The 12,452-nt window shown below is 58.9% G+C and carries 15 protein-coding genes; 12 read left to right on the forward strand and 3 right to left on the reverse strand.

All coding sequences use genetic code 11. The features are described from left to right. Positions 1–43: 43 nt before the first annotated feature. The 4 genes from BN874_RS09930 to rpsA all read left to right on the forward strand — a co-directional run bounded on the left by BN874_RS09930 (position 44) and on the right by rpsA (position 4,723). Positions 44–847 (forward strand): prephenate dehydrogenase, encoded by an 804-nt coding sequence (locus BN874_RS09930; RefSeq protein ID WP_420886118.1) that lies wholly within the window; start codon positions 44–46, stop codon positions 845–847. A 9-nt stretch (positions 848–856) separates the two neighbouring features. Further along, complete coding sequence (gene aroA, locus BN874_RS09935) at positions 857–2,176, forward strand: 3-phosphoshikimate 1-carboxyvinyltransferase (protein ID WP_034432687.1); 1,320 nt, start codon at positions 857–859, stop codon at positions 2,174–2,176. Beyond that, on the forward strand, positions 2,173–2,868 hold the full coding sequence (gene cmk / locus BN874_RS09940) for a (d)CMP kinase (RefSeq protein WP_034432689.1): 696 nt from the start codon (positions 2,173–2,175) through the stop codon (positions 2,866–2,868). Before aroA ends, cmk begins: the two co-directional genes overlap by 4 nt. Positions 2,869–3,049: 181 nt before the next feature. Then, positions 3,050–4,723 carry a 30S ribosomal protein S1 gene (gene rpsA / locus BN874_RS09945; protein ID WP_034432692.1) on the forward strand — a complete coding sequence of 558 codons (1,674 nt, stop codon included), beginning with the start codon at positions 3,050–3,052 and terminating at the stop codon, positions 4,721–4,723. A gap of 3 nt (positions 4,724–4,726) precedes the next feature. On the opposite strand, the gene BN874_RS26030 is transcribed toward rpsA, so the two are convergent. Next, positions 4,727–4,858, reverse strand: coding sequence for a hypothetical protein (locus BN874_RS26030; protein WP_268258826.1), 132 nt, complete (start codon positions 4,856–4,858; stop codon positions 4,727–4,729). Between BN874_RS26030 and BN874_RS09950 the strand changes: the two genes are divergently transcribed. The 6 genes from BN874_RS09950 (at position 4,857) to lolD (ending at position 9,592) form a co-directional block, all read left to right on the forward strand. Next, complete coding sequence (locus tag BN874_RS09950; protein WP_034432694.1) at positions 4,857–5,165, forward strand: integration host factor subunit beta; 309 nt, start codon at positions 4,857–4,859, stop codon at positions 5,163–5,165. The genes BN874_RS26030 and BN874_RS09950 overlap by 2 nt on opposite strands. Before the next feature lie 169 nt (positions 5,166–5,334). Next, on the forward strand, positions 5,335–5,646 hold the full coding sequence (locus BN874_RS09955; RefSeq protein WP_034432697.1) for a LapA family protein: 312 nt from the start codon (positions 5,335–5,337) through the stop codon (positions 5,644–5,646). Next, positions 5,636–6,841 (forward strand): lipopolysaccharide assembly protein LapB, encoded by a 1,206-nt coding sequence (gene lapB / locus BN874_RS09960; RefSeq protein WP_051497683.1) that lies wholly within the window; start codon positions 5,636–5,638, stop codon positions 6,839–6,841. Before BN874_RS09955 ends, lapB begins: the two co-directional genes overlap by 11 nt. Positions 6,842–6,992: 151 nt before the next feature. Then, on the forward strand, positions 6,993–7,433 hold the full coding sequence (locus BN874_RS09965; protein WP_081756292.1) for a ComEA family DNA-binding protein: 441 nt from the start codon (positions 6,993–6,995) through the stop codon (positions 7,431–7,433). Positions 7,434–7,635: 202 nt separating this feature from the next. After that, entirely contained in the window at positions 7,636–8,886 is a 1,251-nt protein-coding gene (locus BN874_RS09970) for a lipoprotein-releasing ABC transporter permease subunit (protein ID WP_034432700.1), read from the forward strand. After that, on the forward strand, positions 8,879–9,592 hold the full coding sequence (gene lolD / locus BN874_RS09975; RefSeq protein WP_051497684.1) for a lipoprotein-releasing ABC transporter ATP-binding protein LolD: 714 nt from the start codon (positions 8,879–8,881) through the stop codon (positions 9,590–9,592). The genes BN874_RS09970 and lolD overlap by 8 nt, the downstream gene beginning before the upstream one ends. A gap of 22 nt (positions 9,593–9,614) precedes the next feature. On the opposite strand, the gene BN874_RS25600 is transcribed toward lolD, so the two are convergent. Both BN874_RS25600 and BN874_RS25605 read right to left on the reverse strand, forming a co-directional pair. Continuing rightward, entirely contained in the window at positions 9,615–9,998 is a 384-nt protein-coding gene (locus tag BN874_RS25600) for a transposase (RefSeq protein ID WP_230314393.1), read from the reverse strand. After that, positions 9,967–10,605 (reverse strand): IS110 family transposase, encoded by a 639-nt coding sequence (locus BN874_RS25605; RefSeq protein ID WP_230314394.1) that lies wholly within the window; start codon positions 10,603–10,605, stop codon positions 9,967–9,969. Before BN874_RS25605 ends, BN874_RS25600 begins: the two co-directional genes overlap by 32 nt. Positions 10,606–10,968: 363 nt before the next feature. On the opposite strand from BN874_RS25605, the gene BN874_RS22515 reads away from it, so the two are divergent. Then, a complete protein-coding gene (locus BN874_RS22515; RefSeq protein WP_051497685.1) occupies positions 10,969–11,151 on the forward strand; it encodes a hypothetical protein in 183 nt (60 codons plus the stop codon). Positions 11,152–11,164: 13 nt separating this feature from the next. Beyond that, a partial coding sequence (locus BN874_RS22520; protein WP_154724851.1) for a protein kinase domain-containing protein occupies positions 11,165–12,452 on the forward strand: 1,288 nt, incomplete at its 3' end.

Consider the following 12,452-nt stretch of genomic DNA (forward strand, 5'->3'; position numbering starts at 1 on the left):
AAGCGCCGACGATTTCGCCTAAGCGCACCGCAGTGCGCAGATTATCCTCGTGACGACCGGCGCGGTGGGCGAAATCGTCGGCGCTGGTCGTCACGAGGATAATCTGCGCACTGCGGTGCGCTTAGGCGTTATCGACCGTTACGATACTGACTCCACCCGTGCAGTTGATGGGGCGGACGTCGTTGTAATCGCAGTGCCGTTGGGCGCGATTGCGGCGGTATTGCGCACTATCGCCCCGCACTTGGCACGCCAGTGTGTGCTGACCGATGTAGGGAGCGCCAAGAGCAGTGTAATCGCCGATGTCGAGCGGATTTATGGCACGATCCCGCCGAACTTCGTCCCCGGTCATCCCATTGCGGGCACTGAGAAAAGCGGCGTCGAAGCCTCGTTCGCCACCCTGTTCCAGCGCCGGCGAGTGATTCTGACCCCACTGGCGGAAACCGCTATTACTGCGTACCGCCTGATCCGGAGGATGTGGGAACTGACCGGCGCGGAGGTGGTGGATATGGGAGTGCGTCATCATGACGCCGTATTGGCAGCGACCAGCCATCTGCCGCATGTCTTGGCCTATACCCTGGTGAATACCCTGGCGCGGCTGGACGACCGGGCGGAGGTGTTCCGCTATGCCGCCGGCGGTTTCCGTGATTTCACTCGCATTGCTTCCAGCGATCCGCTCATGTGGCACGACATCTGTGTCGCCAACCGCGAGCAGTTGCTGGAAATGATCACGCTGTTCAGCGCCGATTTGGTGCAGTTGGCCGAGGCTATCCGCAGTGACGACCGCGCCGCGATTCTCGCTACCTTTCAGCGAGCCAAGCGCGCCCGCGACAACCTCTATCTTGATTGAATCCCCGCCATGACTGATCTCAGCTTTACTGTGGAACCCGGTGGTAGCCTGCATGGATGCGTGCGGGTTCCCGGGGATAAATCCATTTCTCATCGCGCCATTATGTTCGGAGCGCTGGCTGAAGGCGTGACCATGATCACCGGCTTTCTGGATGGCGAGGATTGCCTGGCCACGTTGCGGGCGTTCCGCGCCATGGGGGTGCGCATTGACGGGTCGGAACAGGGTCAAGTTACAGTGCATGGCGTTGGTTTGCATGGACTGCATGCGCCGATTGGCCCGTTGGACATGGGCAACTCCGGTACCTCCATGCGGCTGATGAGCGGGATTTTGGCCGGACAGGCGTTCGATACGGTGTTGACTGGCGACGCCTCCTTGAACCGGCGTCCAATGCGGCGGATAACGGAGCCGCTGACGCAAATGGGGGCGTGGGTTGAAACCACCGAAAGAGGTTCGGCACCGCTGCGGATTCACGGCAGCCAGCGGTTAGTCGGCATGGATTACCGGATGTCGGTCGCCAGCGCTCAGGTCAAATCCTGTTTGCTGCTGGCGGGTCTGTATGCCGAAGGTGTGACTCGTGTGACCGAACCCGCGCCGACTCGCGATCACACCGAACGGATGCTGGAAGGCTTTGGTTATGGGCTGCGGCGTGAAGGTGAGCGCACCGTTGCCGTAACCGGGGGCGGACGATTGACCGCAACCGCGATTGATGTGCCCGCCGATATTTCCTCAGCGGCGTTCTTCCTGGTGGGCGCCAGCATCGCGCCAAGTTCCGATTTGACTTTGAAACATGTCGGCGTCAATCCGACCCGCACCGGAGTGATTGATATCCTGCGGTTGATGGGCGCGGATATTGAGGTGCTGAATTTGCGCTGGGCGGGTGGCGAAGCGGTGGCCGATCTGCGGGTGCGCTACGCGCCTTTGCGTGGCATTCGGATTCCCGAAGCGTTGGTGCCACTGGCGATTGACGAATTTCCGACGTTGTTTATCGCTGCCGCCTGCGCCACCGGCGAAACCGTGTTGACGGGGGCTGCAGAGTTGCGGGTTAAGGAAAGCGACCGGATTCAGGTCATGGCGGATGGCTTGACCACGCTGGGTATCGTAGCCAAGCCAACCGCCGATGGCGTCGAGATCCAAGGCGGACGGTTGACTGGCGGAACGGTGGAGAGCCACGGCGATCACCGGATCGCCATGAGTTTCGCGATGGCTGGGCTACGCGCCAGTGACTTGATCCAGGTTCGTGACTGCGCCAATGTCAACACGTCCTTTCCCGGTTTCGTACCCTTTGCCCACAATGCGGGCCTGACGATCACCGCACCGGGAACCGCATGAATATCCTGGCTCCCGTCATCACCGTGGACGGCCCCAGCGGGGTGGGCAAGGGCACCCTCTGCCAGTGGCTGGCGATTCGACTAGGCTGGCATCTGCTGGACAGCGGCGCCTTGTACCGATTGACTGCGCTGGCGGCATTGCGCCGCAGCTTACCGCTGGAGGACGCCGATCAAGTGGCGATGGTGGCGGCAAATCTGGAAGCGGAATTTACCGCCAACGCTGATGGTTGCTTGCGCATCACCCTGGATGGAACCGAAGTTGGCACCGATCTGCGTACCGAGCATTGCGGCAATGCCGCCTCTCGAGTCGCCGCACTACCCGCCGTGCGCACCGCGTTATTGCAACGGCAGCGGAATTTCCGCCGTGCCCCCGGCCTCATCGCCGACGGACGGGACATGGGCACCGTGGTGTTCCCGGAGGCCGAACTCAAACTGTTTCTGACCGCCAGTGCCGAAGAACGCGCTCAGCGGCGGCATAAGCAGTTGAGTCAACAGGGCTTGGATGCTAACCTTAAAAATCTTGCTGGCGAAATTGCCGAGCGTGATACCCGCGATAGCCAGCGGGCGATAGCCCCGCTCCGGCCCGCTGCCGACGCGGAAATTCTGGATACCACCCACTTGAAGATTGCTGAAGTGTGTGATTGGGCGCTGGCACTGACCGTCCATCGGCTGGGGTTGCCGGAACCGTGTTAGGCGAGATCTTTACGCGGGTAGCGTCCATGCTAGGCTTAACTGTTGACGAGCGCTGGGACTGGGCGCTCCCATCGCAATGAACATTCAGTCACCCCATACCGGTTCGGACGTGTGCGGCCGAACTTGATCATCCAACTAACCCGTGGCGGTTTTTGCCGCCGGTTCTTTTGAGCTATAACCCATGACCGAAAGTTTTGCCGAACTGTTTGAACAGAGTCTGATTGATAAGCAGATGCAGATTGGTTCCATCGTCCAGGGAACGGTGGTCGAAATCCGGGCGGACGCGGTGGTCGTCAATGCCGGCCTGAAGTCCGAAGGACTGATCCCAATCGAACAGTTTTACAGCGAGGACGGCGTTCTCGAAGTGAAAGTGGGCGATGTGATCGAAGTTGCCCTGGATGCGCTCGAAGATGGGTTTGGAGAAACCCGGCTGTCCCGCGAGAAGGCCAAGCGTGCCCGGGTCTGGACCGCCTTGGAAAAAGCCTTCGAAGGCGAGGAAATCATCAAGGGTCTGATCAGCGGTAAGGTGAAGGGTGGTTTCACCGTGGATATCGGCGAAATCCGCGCTTTCCTGCCCGGTTCGCTGGTGGATGTGCGCCCGGTGCGCGATGCCGCCTATCTGGAAGGGAAGGAACAGGAATTCAAGGTCATCAAGCTCGATCGCCGGCGCAATAACGTCGTGGTGTCCCGTCGGGCAGTGGTGGAGCAGGAATACAGCGCCGAACGCGAGGCGCTGCTACAGAATTTGCAGGAAGGCCAGATCGTGGATGGTGTGGTCAAGAATCTCACCGATTACGGTGCGTTTCTGGATCTGGGTGGCATTGACGGTCTGCTGCACATCACTGACATGGCGTGGCGACGGGTCAAGCATCCCTCGGAAGTCGTCAGCGTCGGCGATGCTGTTAAGGTCAAAGTGTTGAAGTTCGACCGCGAGCGCAACCGGGTGTCGCTGGGTCTGAAACAATTGGGTGACGATCCTTGGACCGCCTTGGCTCGTCGCTACCCAGTGGGCACCCGGGTGTTCGGTAAAGTGACTAATATTGCTGATTATGGTTGCTTTGTGGAGATTGAGGAGGGGGTTGAGGGTTTGGTTCATGTTTCTGAAATGGACTGGACTAACAAGAACGTCAATCCGAACAAGGTAGTGGCTTTGGGCGACGAGACCGAGGTTATGGTGCTTGACATCGACGAGGATCGCCGCCGCATCTCGCTGGGCATGAAGCAGTGCCAGGCGAATCCGTGGGAAGATTTCGATCAGGGTCATGCCAAGGGCGACCGCGTTTCCGGCAAGATCAAATCCATTACCGACTTTGGCATCTTCATCGGATTGGATGGCGGGATCGATGGGTTGGTGCATCTATCCGATATTTCCTGGCACGCCACCGGCGAGGAAGCAGTGCGCCAATACAAGAAAGGCCAGGAAGTGGATGCAGTGGTGTTGGCGGTCGATCCCGAACGCGAGCGTATTTCGCTGGGTATCAAGCAGCTTGATAAGGATCCGTTCTCCAATTTCGTCGCTGATAATGTCAAAGGCTGCATTATTCCAGGCCGGATTGTTTCAGTGGACGCCAAGGGCGCGATGGTGGATTTAGGCAATGGAGTGGAGGGTACCTTGCGCGCCTCCGAACTGTCCCGCGAGCGGGTTGACGATGCGCGTGCGCTGCTGAAAGAGGGCGACGAGGTCGAAGCCAAATTTATCGGGGTGGATCGCAAGAATCGCACGATCACCTTGTCTATCAAGGCCAAGGACATGGCGGATGAAGCCGATGTACTCCAGGACTACAGCCGCAGATCCAGCACTGGCGCGACTTTGGGCGACATTTTCAAGGAGCAGATGAGCGCACCGGACGAGTGACGGTTACAAGCGGTAGACCGGCGCGGTGGTTTCTCCCACCCCACCGGTTCGCCGCTGAATAGCCACTGTGAGTGCTTGAACGATGACATTGCAGTGTGCGCCATTGCAGTTGCCATTCACTGGGAGACCTTCCATGACGAAATCAGAATTGATCGAGATTCTCTCGCGCAAGCGCAGCGACATTCTCTATAAAGATGTGGAACAGGCTGTTAAGACGCTGCTGGAGCAGATGAGCGAGTCTTTGTCCAGCGGTGAACGGATTGAAATTCGTGGTTTTGGCAGCTTTTCGTTACACTTCCGGCCACCACGGGTCGGTCGCAATCCCAAGACGGGCGATGCGGTGACGCTGGCGGGTAAGCATGTGCCGCACTTCAAACCTGGCAAGGAGCTGCGCGAACGGGTTAATGAATGCTATTCCGAGGGTGGCAGTCGGTTATTATGATTGTTGTTACCATCCGGTAGGCAGTTGGGCGGTCATCCGTCTACCCAAAAAAATTACCATAATAGTGTGATTTTTTTGGATAGACGGATGACAGTGACCAAAATCGTTACGCTTAGCGGATGATCAGCTCGGACTTGCCGATTTCAAGTGGTTCTGGCGGGGGAAACCAATGTTTTGGATTAGATTTATTAAAGTTGTTTTAATCACCGCAATTCTGTTGGTCGTACTGGTACTAGGCATTGAGTTTTCCACGCTGCATACCGATCCGGTTACCGTTAACTATCTGATGGGCACGGCAACCATGCCGCTGTCGCTCTTGATGGTATGCGCCTTTACTACGGGCGTGATATTGACCGGGTTGATGGGAATGTTTGTCGTATTGCCATTGCGCTGGCAAGTGGCCCGGTTGCGGCAGGTGGTCTCCAGCAAGGATCAGGAAATCAGCCTGCTGTCTAAAAAGATCGGACGGGATGCTCACTGATGGGAAGTTTGTCTTAAAAATCATGATGGAACTACTGTGGCTACTGCTACCGGTTGCTGCGGCCTCCGGCTGGTGGGTGGCCCAACGCGAGTACACAGGCAAGCGGAACGGTGCGACGATTCGTAATGCCGAGTACTTCAAGGGATTGAATTATCTGATCGATGACAAGCCCGATCAGGCTATTGAGGTGTTCACTCGTATGGCTGACGTTGACCGGGATACCGCCGAGACCCATTTGACCTTGGGTAATCTGTTCCGCCGCCGTGGCGAGGTGGATCGGGCGATTCACATTCATGCCAGTCTGATCGCTCGTCCCAACCTGACGACCAACCAACGCTGTTGTGCCCTGTTTGAACTCGGCGAGGACTATTTGCGAGCGGGTCTGTTTGATCGCGCTGAGGAACTGTTTCGAGAACTCCTGGATCAGCCCGATTACACCGAAGTCGCGTTGTCTCGCCTGGTTCACATCTTTCAGCAGGAAAAGGACTGGCAGCAGGCGATCACCTATTGTGACCGCCTGGAGCGAATCAGCAGTGAATCCAAACAGCGCGAGACCGCACATTTCTGCTGTGAGTTGGCCGAGGTGGCGAATCAGCGCCGCCAGGATGACGCAGCGAAAGCGTGGTTGCTGGATGCGCTGGCGCGTGACCCCGATTGCGCTCGAGCCAGCCTGTTGCTGGGTCGTCTTTCCATCCGGGCCAGTGATTATCAGGCAGCTATTGTGGCCTTGCAGGTGGTCGAGCAGCAGGATCGGGGTTATTTCCCGGAAGTGATCGCGCCGCTCGGCCAGTGTTACGGTGCGTTAGGCCGTCTTGATGAATGGGTAGCCTATCTGTGGGAAGTTCAGCAGCGGGATCATGGTGGTCGGATTACCGATGCTTTGGCGGATTGGCTGATGCGCCAGGAGGGCGAGGAAGCGGCGCTCCAGTTTCTCGAACGCGAGTTGCGGGACTATCCGACGCTGTTAGGTTTACGCCGTCTGGTCGAAATCAAGCTAAGGCGAGGCGAGGGTGCGGAATACGCTGATCTGAAGGCCCTGCACTGCGTTAGCACTCAGATGCTCAATAGTGCTGCCCGTTACCACTGTGTCAACTGCGGTTTCGTAGTTAAATCGCTGCACTGGTGTTGCCCCAGTTGCCAGCGCTGGAACACCATCAAACCGATGTCCGACTTGGTTATGAAAACCAATGCCTGATCAGTCCTTGGCTCCGACCTGCATGATCCAAGACATTCGTTTCGCAAAAGCTACGTTATCGCTTGCATTCCTGAATTCCCGTTCTATGGTTGCTTTTAATGCCGGTTAATTTGCGCGGCAGTATGAACCCTAGCGAAAAAGGAGTCTGATAATGAAGTTGTTGACGAATATGCTGCTCGCCTTTGTTTTGGCATTCCTCTCCGTTGCCAGTTTCGCGCAGGCGATTGACATCAACACGGCAACCGCTGAACAGATGGACAAGGCGCTGAAAGGGATCGGTCCCAAAAAAGCGGCTGACATTGTGAAATATCGTGAAGCCAATGGTCCCTTCACCTCGGTAGATGATTTAGCCAAGGTTCCCGGCATCAAGGGAAAGACCCTTGACATGATCAAGCCGATGGTGACTGTAGGCGACATGCCAGCCATGCCTGCCACTCCGGCTACGCCCGCGACCCCAGCAAAGCCTGCTGCTCCGGCGATGCCCGCGATGCCGGCGATGCCCGCGACCCCCGCGAAACCCGCCACTCCGGCGATGCCTGCTATGCCTGCCGCTCCGGCGATGCCCGCCACTCCGGCGATACCCAAGCCGTAATCTTTTTGTAATGGATTGCCGTTGGCCGCTCACTAGGCGGCCAATGCTTTGCCAAGACTTTCACACCCGTTTGACCCGAAGATGTAGCGCGCCGCATGGGCGCAAACGCTGCGATCCGCTATTTTCCAAGTCAAAGCGAAACTCCTGTCTATAATGACGCGCTTTCCGGTAACGACTGTTGCCGCCAATTGAGAACGTGTCCATGTTCCGCCCTCTGGAATTGTTCATCGGCTTGCGCTATACCCGCGCCAAACGCCGCAATCATTTTATTTCCTTCATTTCTCTCACTTCCATGCTGGGTATAGCGCTGGGTATCACCGCGTTAATCACCGTATTGTCGGTGATGAATGGCTTCCAGCAGGAACTGCGTGGACGCATCCTGGCGATGACGGCTCACGCGACCATCAGCCGCTGGAATGGTTTGATGGACGATTGGCTCATGGTGCGGGAACAGGCTCGGCGCAATCCCGAAGTTCAGGGTGGAGCGCCCTACATCCGGGGTGAGGCGATGCTGAATAACGTCTCGCTGGTCAGCGGCGCACTAATTCAGGGCATTCTGCCGGCGGAGGAGCAACAGGTCTCGGACATTGGCGGCAAGATGATTCAGGGATCACTGGACGATCTGCGTCCCGGTCGGTTTGGCATCATCTTGGGCAAGGAGTTGGCGAACGCGCTGGGAGTTGGGGTGGGTGACAAAATTACGGTGATTACGCCGCAGGCCAACGTGACTCCGGCAGGGGTGTTGCCACGGCTGAAACGCTTCGACGTGGTGGGTCTGTTCAAGGCCGGTATGTATGAGTACGACCGGGGACTGGCCCTGGTGCATGTCGCCGATGCGGGCAAGTTGTTTCAATTGCCCGAGGGCGCGGTCAGCGGGGTACGGCTGCGATTGCATGATCTGTTTCAGGCGCCACGCTTGGCCCGCGAACTGACGAATCAATTGCCCGATGGTTATCTGGCTCGCGACTGGACCCAGGATCACGCCAGCTTTTTCCGGGCGGTACAGATCGAAAAGACCGCAATGTTTGTGATTCTGACCCTGATCGTGGCGGTAGCGGCGTTCAACATCGTGTCGGCTTTGGTGATGGTGGTCACCGACAAGCAGGCCGATATTGCGATTCTGCGCACCCTGGGCGCGACACCGCTCAGCATCATGGGCATTTTCATCGTGCAGGGCATCACCATCGGTCTGGTCGGCACCCTGCTGGGGTTGATCGGCGGGGTGTCGCTGGCGACGCACGTGGATGTAACGGTGTCGTTTATCGAACGGGTATTCGGTTTCAAATTCCTGGCCCCGGACGTGTATCTGATCAGCGATTTGCCGTCGCAAGTGCAATGGGGCGATGTGACGACCATTGGTCTGGTGGCGTTTGGGCTGGCGACGCTGGCGACGCTCTATCCGGCCTGGCGCGCGGCGCGGACGCAACCGGCGGAGGCGCTGCGTTATGAATAGTGAGAATGCGGTGGCGACAGCATCGGCAGCCGTGGTCTTGGAATGCCGTCAACTGGCTAAGGCATTCCGGGAGGGCAGCGAGCGGTTGGAGGTGTTACGGGAGGTCAATTTTCAAATCCGGCGCGGCGAGCGGCTGGCGATTATCGGCAGTTCCGGGTCGGGCAAAAGTACCCTGTTGCATTTGCTGGGCGGGCTGGATACGCCCACCGCCGGCTCTGTGTGGGTTGTTGGGAAGGAATTGAGCCGACTGAGCGACGCGGGACGAGGCCGATTGCGCAACCGCTGCTTAGGCTTTATTTACCAGTTTCATCATCTGTTGTCGGAGTTCACGGCGCTGGAGAACGTGGCGATGCCGCTGCTGATTCGCGGCGAAGCACCCGCCAGAGCCAAGGAACTGGCGGCGGATTTGCTGGAACGGGTCGGGCTGGGGCCACGCTTGAAACACAAGCCGGGTGAGTTGTCCGGCGGCGAACGGCAACGGGCGGCGGTGGCGCGGGCGTTGATCACCGAACCGGCCTGTGTGCTGGCCGACGAACCGACCGGCAATCTGGATCGGCACAGCGCCGAGCACGTGTTTGAACTGATGCTGGAACTCAACCAAGCCTTGGGCACCAGCTTTGTCGTGGTGACCCATGACCCTGAACTGGCGGGGCGGATGGATGCGGTGTGGCGGCTGACCGATGGGGTGTTGCAAGCGGAGCGTTAAAACGTAGATACCGTCTTGATTGTCAATGGGCAGGCCCCCATTCGGAGTGGTACGGTTGTTGATGTTTGAGTACGCCGAACGCCAGTTGGACGAGTTTGCGCATGGCGGCGCCGAGGGCCGCCATTTTGGCTTTGCCACGGACCAGCAGGCGCTGGTACAACATGCGGATATGGGAGTTATGGCGGGTCGCCACGACTGCGGCCATGTACAGCGCTGCCCGGACGCGAGGTGCGCCGGCTTTGGACCGACAGGGACGGCGATGCAGGCTGCTGCCCGATGGGCATTCGACGGGGACCAAACCGAGGAAGGCAGTCACCGGATCGGCGGAGGTAAAGTCGTGGCTGTGCAGCACTGCCAGCAACCGCTGGGCGGTTTTATCGCCCACGGCGGGAATCGAGCGCAGCAAGTCTTGATCCTGTTTCAGACCGGGATAGCGGTCGATGTGATCGTGAATCGCCGCCTGTACGCGGGTTTGCTCCTGCTCCAAAAAGAAAGGTGATGTGCTGCTGGAGCGAGTCCGCAACCGTTGCGGGCAGCGCGACCCCCTCCGCTTTTTCCTGCCGATTCCGTTCCCGGCGCAGGTCGGCTTCAACCGCATCCAGACGGGCGATCAGGGCGTTCAATTCCCGAATCTCCGGGGTTGGCGGTTGCCAGCGGGGTGGGTTGACCAAGGCCCCGTACCGGGCCAGCACGTGGCTGTCGTGGGCGTCGGTTTTGGTGCGCACCGCCAAGCCCTGACCAAAGGCCTTGGTCTGGGCGGGATTGACGACCGACACCACCGCACTGGCCGCCGCAAACCAGAGGGCGACCGCTTCATGGTAGACCCCGGTTGCTTCCAGAATCAGATGTACCTGGCTCAAATCCGGCACCTTTTGACGACCCAACCAAACCCGCAACTCGACAAAGCCGTCCGGGGTATTGGGCACGCTCTTGAAGCGACTCGCATTCGTAACCGGATTGAGTAGACTGACATCCAGTTTCTGCTTGGCGACATTGACACCGAGAATGTACATGGAGCTTCTCCTGAATTCAGACGACCTGCGCCGCCACTCGCCTTGTGCATCCAGGATCACCGCGCCGGGCGGGTCCTCGGTTACCGTTCAGGGTCAGGGCAGGCAAAAACAGCGAGTTCGAGGGCTTCATCTACGCAACAGGGTCATTCCCTCAGGGTGGGTTCAAGCTCACTCAACCTCCAGTCGTGGCAGTTCACCACCACCATCACTAAGATACAAGGGCGGGTTAGGGCATCAGCCCGTAACCCGCCATTCGGGGGGAAATCGTGGAATCGGCGGGTTACGCTGCGCTAACCCGCCCTACTACTTCGAAGTAATTCCTCTCCCACCAGTGGGAGAGCAGGGCTGGTAGCGTAGACCACCATGATCATTGCCGGAAAATATGAAGTGATGGGCGAGTTGGGACAAGGTGGCATGGGGGTTGTTTACCAGGTTCGCCACCTCGAACTGGGCTCGATTTTCGCGCTCAAGATATTGCGTCCCGAACTGATCGAGGCGAAGGAAACGGGCGGAGCCCTGGGGCGGAGCCCTGGGGCGGTTTTATAACGAAGCGCGAGTCATGGCCCGGCTACGGCATCCACACGTCATCCAGGTGTTCGACATCGACCAGGATCAAGGCCGCCCCTACTTTGTCATGGAATTCATTCAAGGGCGGAGCCTGCATGAAATTCTGCAACAGGAAGGCCCGCTGCCCTTGCCCCGTGTGCTGGCTATCAGCACCCAAGTCGGCCAAGCGTTGGCCTACGCCCACGCCCAACAACCGCCAGTCATCCATCGCGACATCAAACCCCACAACATCATGCTTGAAGATGGCGCCGGTCGCGTGGTGGTGTTGGATTTCGGGATCGCCAAGCTACTGGATCAGCAGCAAGCCCAATATACCCGCACCGGCGACTTCATCGGCACGGTCGCCTATGGCGCCCCCGAGCAACTGCGTGGTGGCATGACGTTGGACGGGCGCGCCGATCTTTTCGCGTTGGGCTTGGTGATGTACGAAATGGCTACCGGCCGCAAGTTCTTTGCGGGGCTGTCCCAACAAGAGATTATCGGCAAGCAACTCTACGAACGCGGTGATTACCATCCGGTGTTCGAACGTCCGGTGCCGAAAGCCTTCCGGCGCTTGGTCGCCAAAGCCATCGCGAAAAACCGGGATCGGCGCTACGGCTCGGTCGCGGAATTGCTCGCCGCGCTGGCTCAGGTGCCTGTAAGCCGCTGGGGCGAACTAGCGTGGATCGCGCCAATGGGCGGCGTATTGCTGGCGGCGCTGGCGATGCTGGCGTGGACCTGGGAAGCACCTTGGCGCGGCGCTATCACCCACTTCGTCGAACTGTGGCTAGTTTCATCAACCCCTCCGGCGCTGCCACAGTTACCTCGCCCGAGCTTAGGAAGGGAAAACCCACCTCAATCCAGCGAGCCAGCCCAATCAAGCGAACCGGCTAAAACCGCTGAGATTCACCCTTCCCCCGCGCCGCCGCCAGTCATGCCGACTCGACCGGCCGTCGCTGTCAAGCCCTCCGAAACGCGGGCGCCAGACCAGCCCGCCCAACCCGTCGCGCCGCCAGCGATTCGCCCGCCTCAATTGACCCATTGGAGTTGGACTCCCGAACTGGCCACACTGACCCTGGCAGTGGGACAAGCCCAAGATTTCGCCGTGACGGTGTTAGCCGCCGAACCGGTTTCCTCCTTCACTTATCGGTGGTGGATTGATGATCGACTGGAGGCGGCAACCGGCCCGAATTGGCGTTACCAGCCCAGCGCCGGCGCTGCCGGCCAGACCCATACCGTGCGGGTCGAAGCGATGGATGGCGAGGGCGGCACGGTCGCCCACCAGTGGACGGTCGCGGTCG

Origin of the sequence: Candidatus Contendobacter odensis Run_B_J11 (assembly GCF_000531125.1) — a bacterium.
GTDB classification, from domain to species: domain Bacteria; phylum Pseudomonadota; class Gammaproteobacteria; order Competibacterales; family Competibacteraceae; genus Contendibacter; species Contendibacter odensensis.

Bases quoted from the DNA above. Each gene is read 5' to 3' on its own strand.
- aroA (WP_034432687.1), top strand. From the start codon at position 857: ATGACTGATCTCAGCTTTACTGTGGAACCCGGTGGTAGCCTGCATGGA.
- lolD (WP_051497684.1), top strand. From the start codon at position 8,879: ATGAATAGTGAGAATGCGGTGGCGACAGCATCGGCAGCCGTGGTCTTG.
- BN874_RS25605 (WP_230314394.1), bottom strand. From the start codon at position 10,605: ATGTACATTCTCGGTGTCAATGTCGCCAAGCAGAAACTGGATGTCAGT.
- BN874_RS09970 (WP_034432700.1), top strand. From the start codon at position 7,636: ATGTTCCGCCCTCTGGAATTGTTCATCGGCTTGCGCTATACCCGCGCC.
- BN874_RS09955 (WP_034432697.1), top strand. From the start codon at position 5,335: ATGTTTTGGATTAGATTTATTAAAGTTGTTTTAATCACCGCAATTCTG.
- BN874_RS09965 (WP_081756292.1), top strand. From the start codon at position 6,993: ATGAAGTTGTTGACGAATATGCTGCTCGCCTTTGTTTTGGCATTCCTC.
- BN874_RS09950 (WP_034432694.1), top strand. From the start codon at position 4,857: ATGACGAAATCAGAATTGATCGAGATTCTCTCGCGCAAGCGCAGCGAC.
- cmk (WP_034432689.1), top strand. From the start codon at position 2,173: ATGAATATCCTGGCTCCCGTCATCACCGTGGACGGCCCCAGCGGGGTG.
- rpsA (WP_034432692.1), top strand. From the start codon at position 3,050: ATGACCGAAAGTTTTGCCGAACTGTTTGAACAGAGTCTGATTGATAAG.
- BN874_RS26030 (WP_268258826.1), bottom strand. From the start codon at position 4,858: ATGGAAGGTCTCCCAGTGAATGGCAACTGCAATGGCGCACACTGCAAT.
- lapB (WP_051497683.1), top strand. From the start codon at position 5,636: ATGCTCACTGATGGGAAGTTTGTCTTAAAAATCATGATGGAACTACTG.
- BN874_RS22515 (WP_051497685.1), top strand. From the start codon at position 10,969: ATGATCATTGCCGGAAAATATGAAGTGATGGGCGAGTTGGGACAAGGT.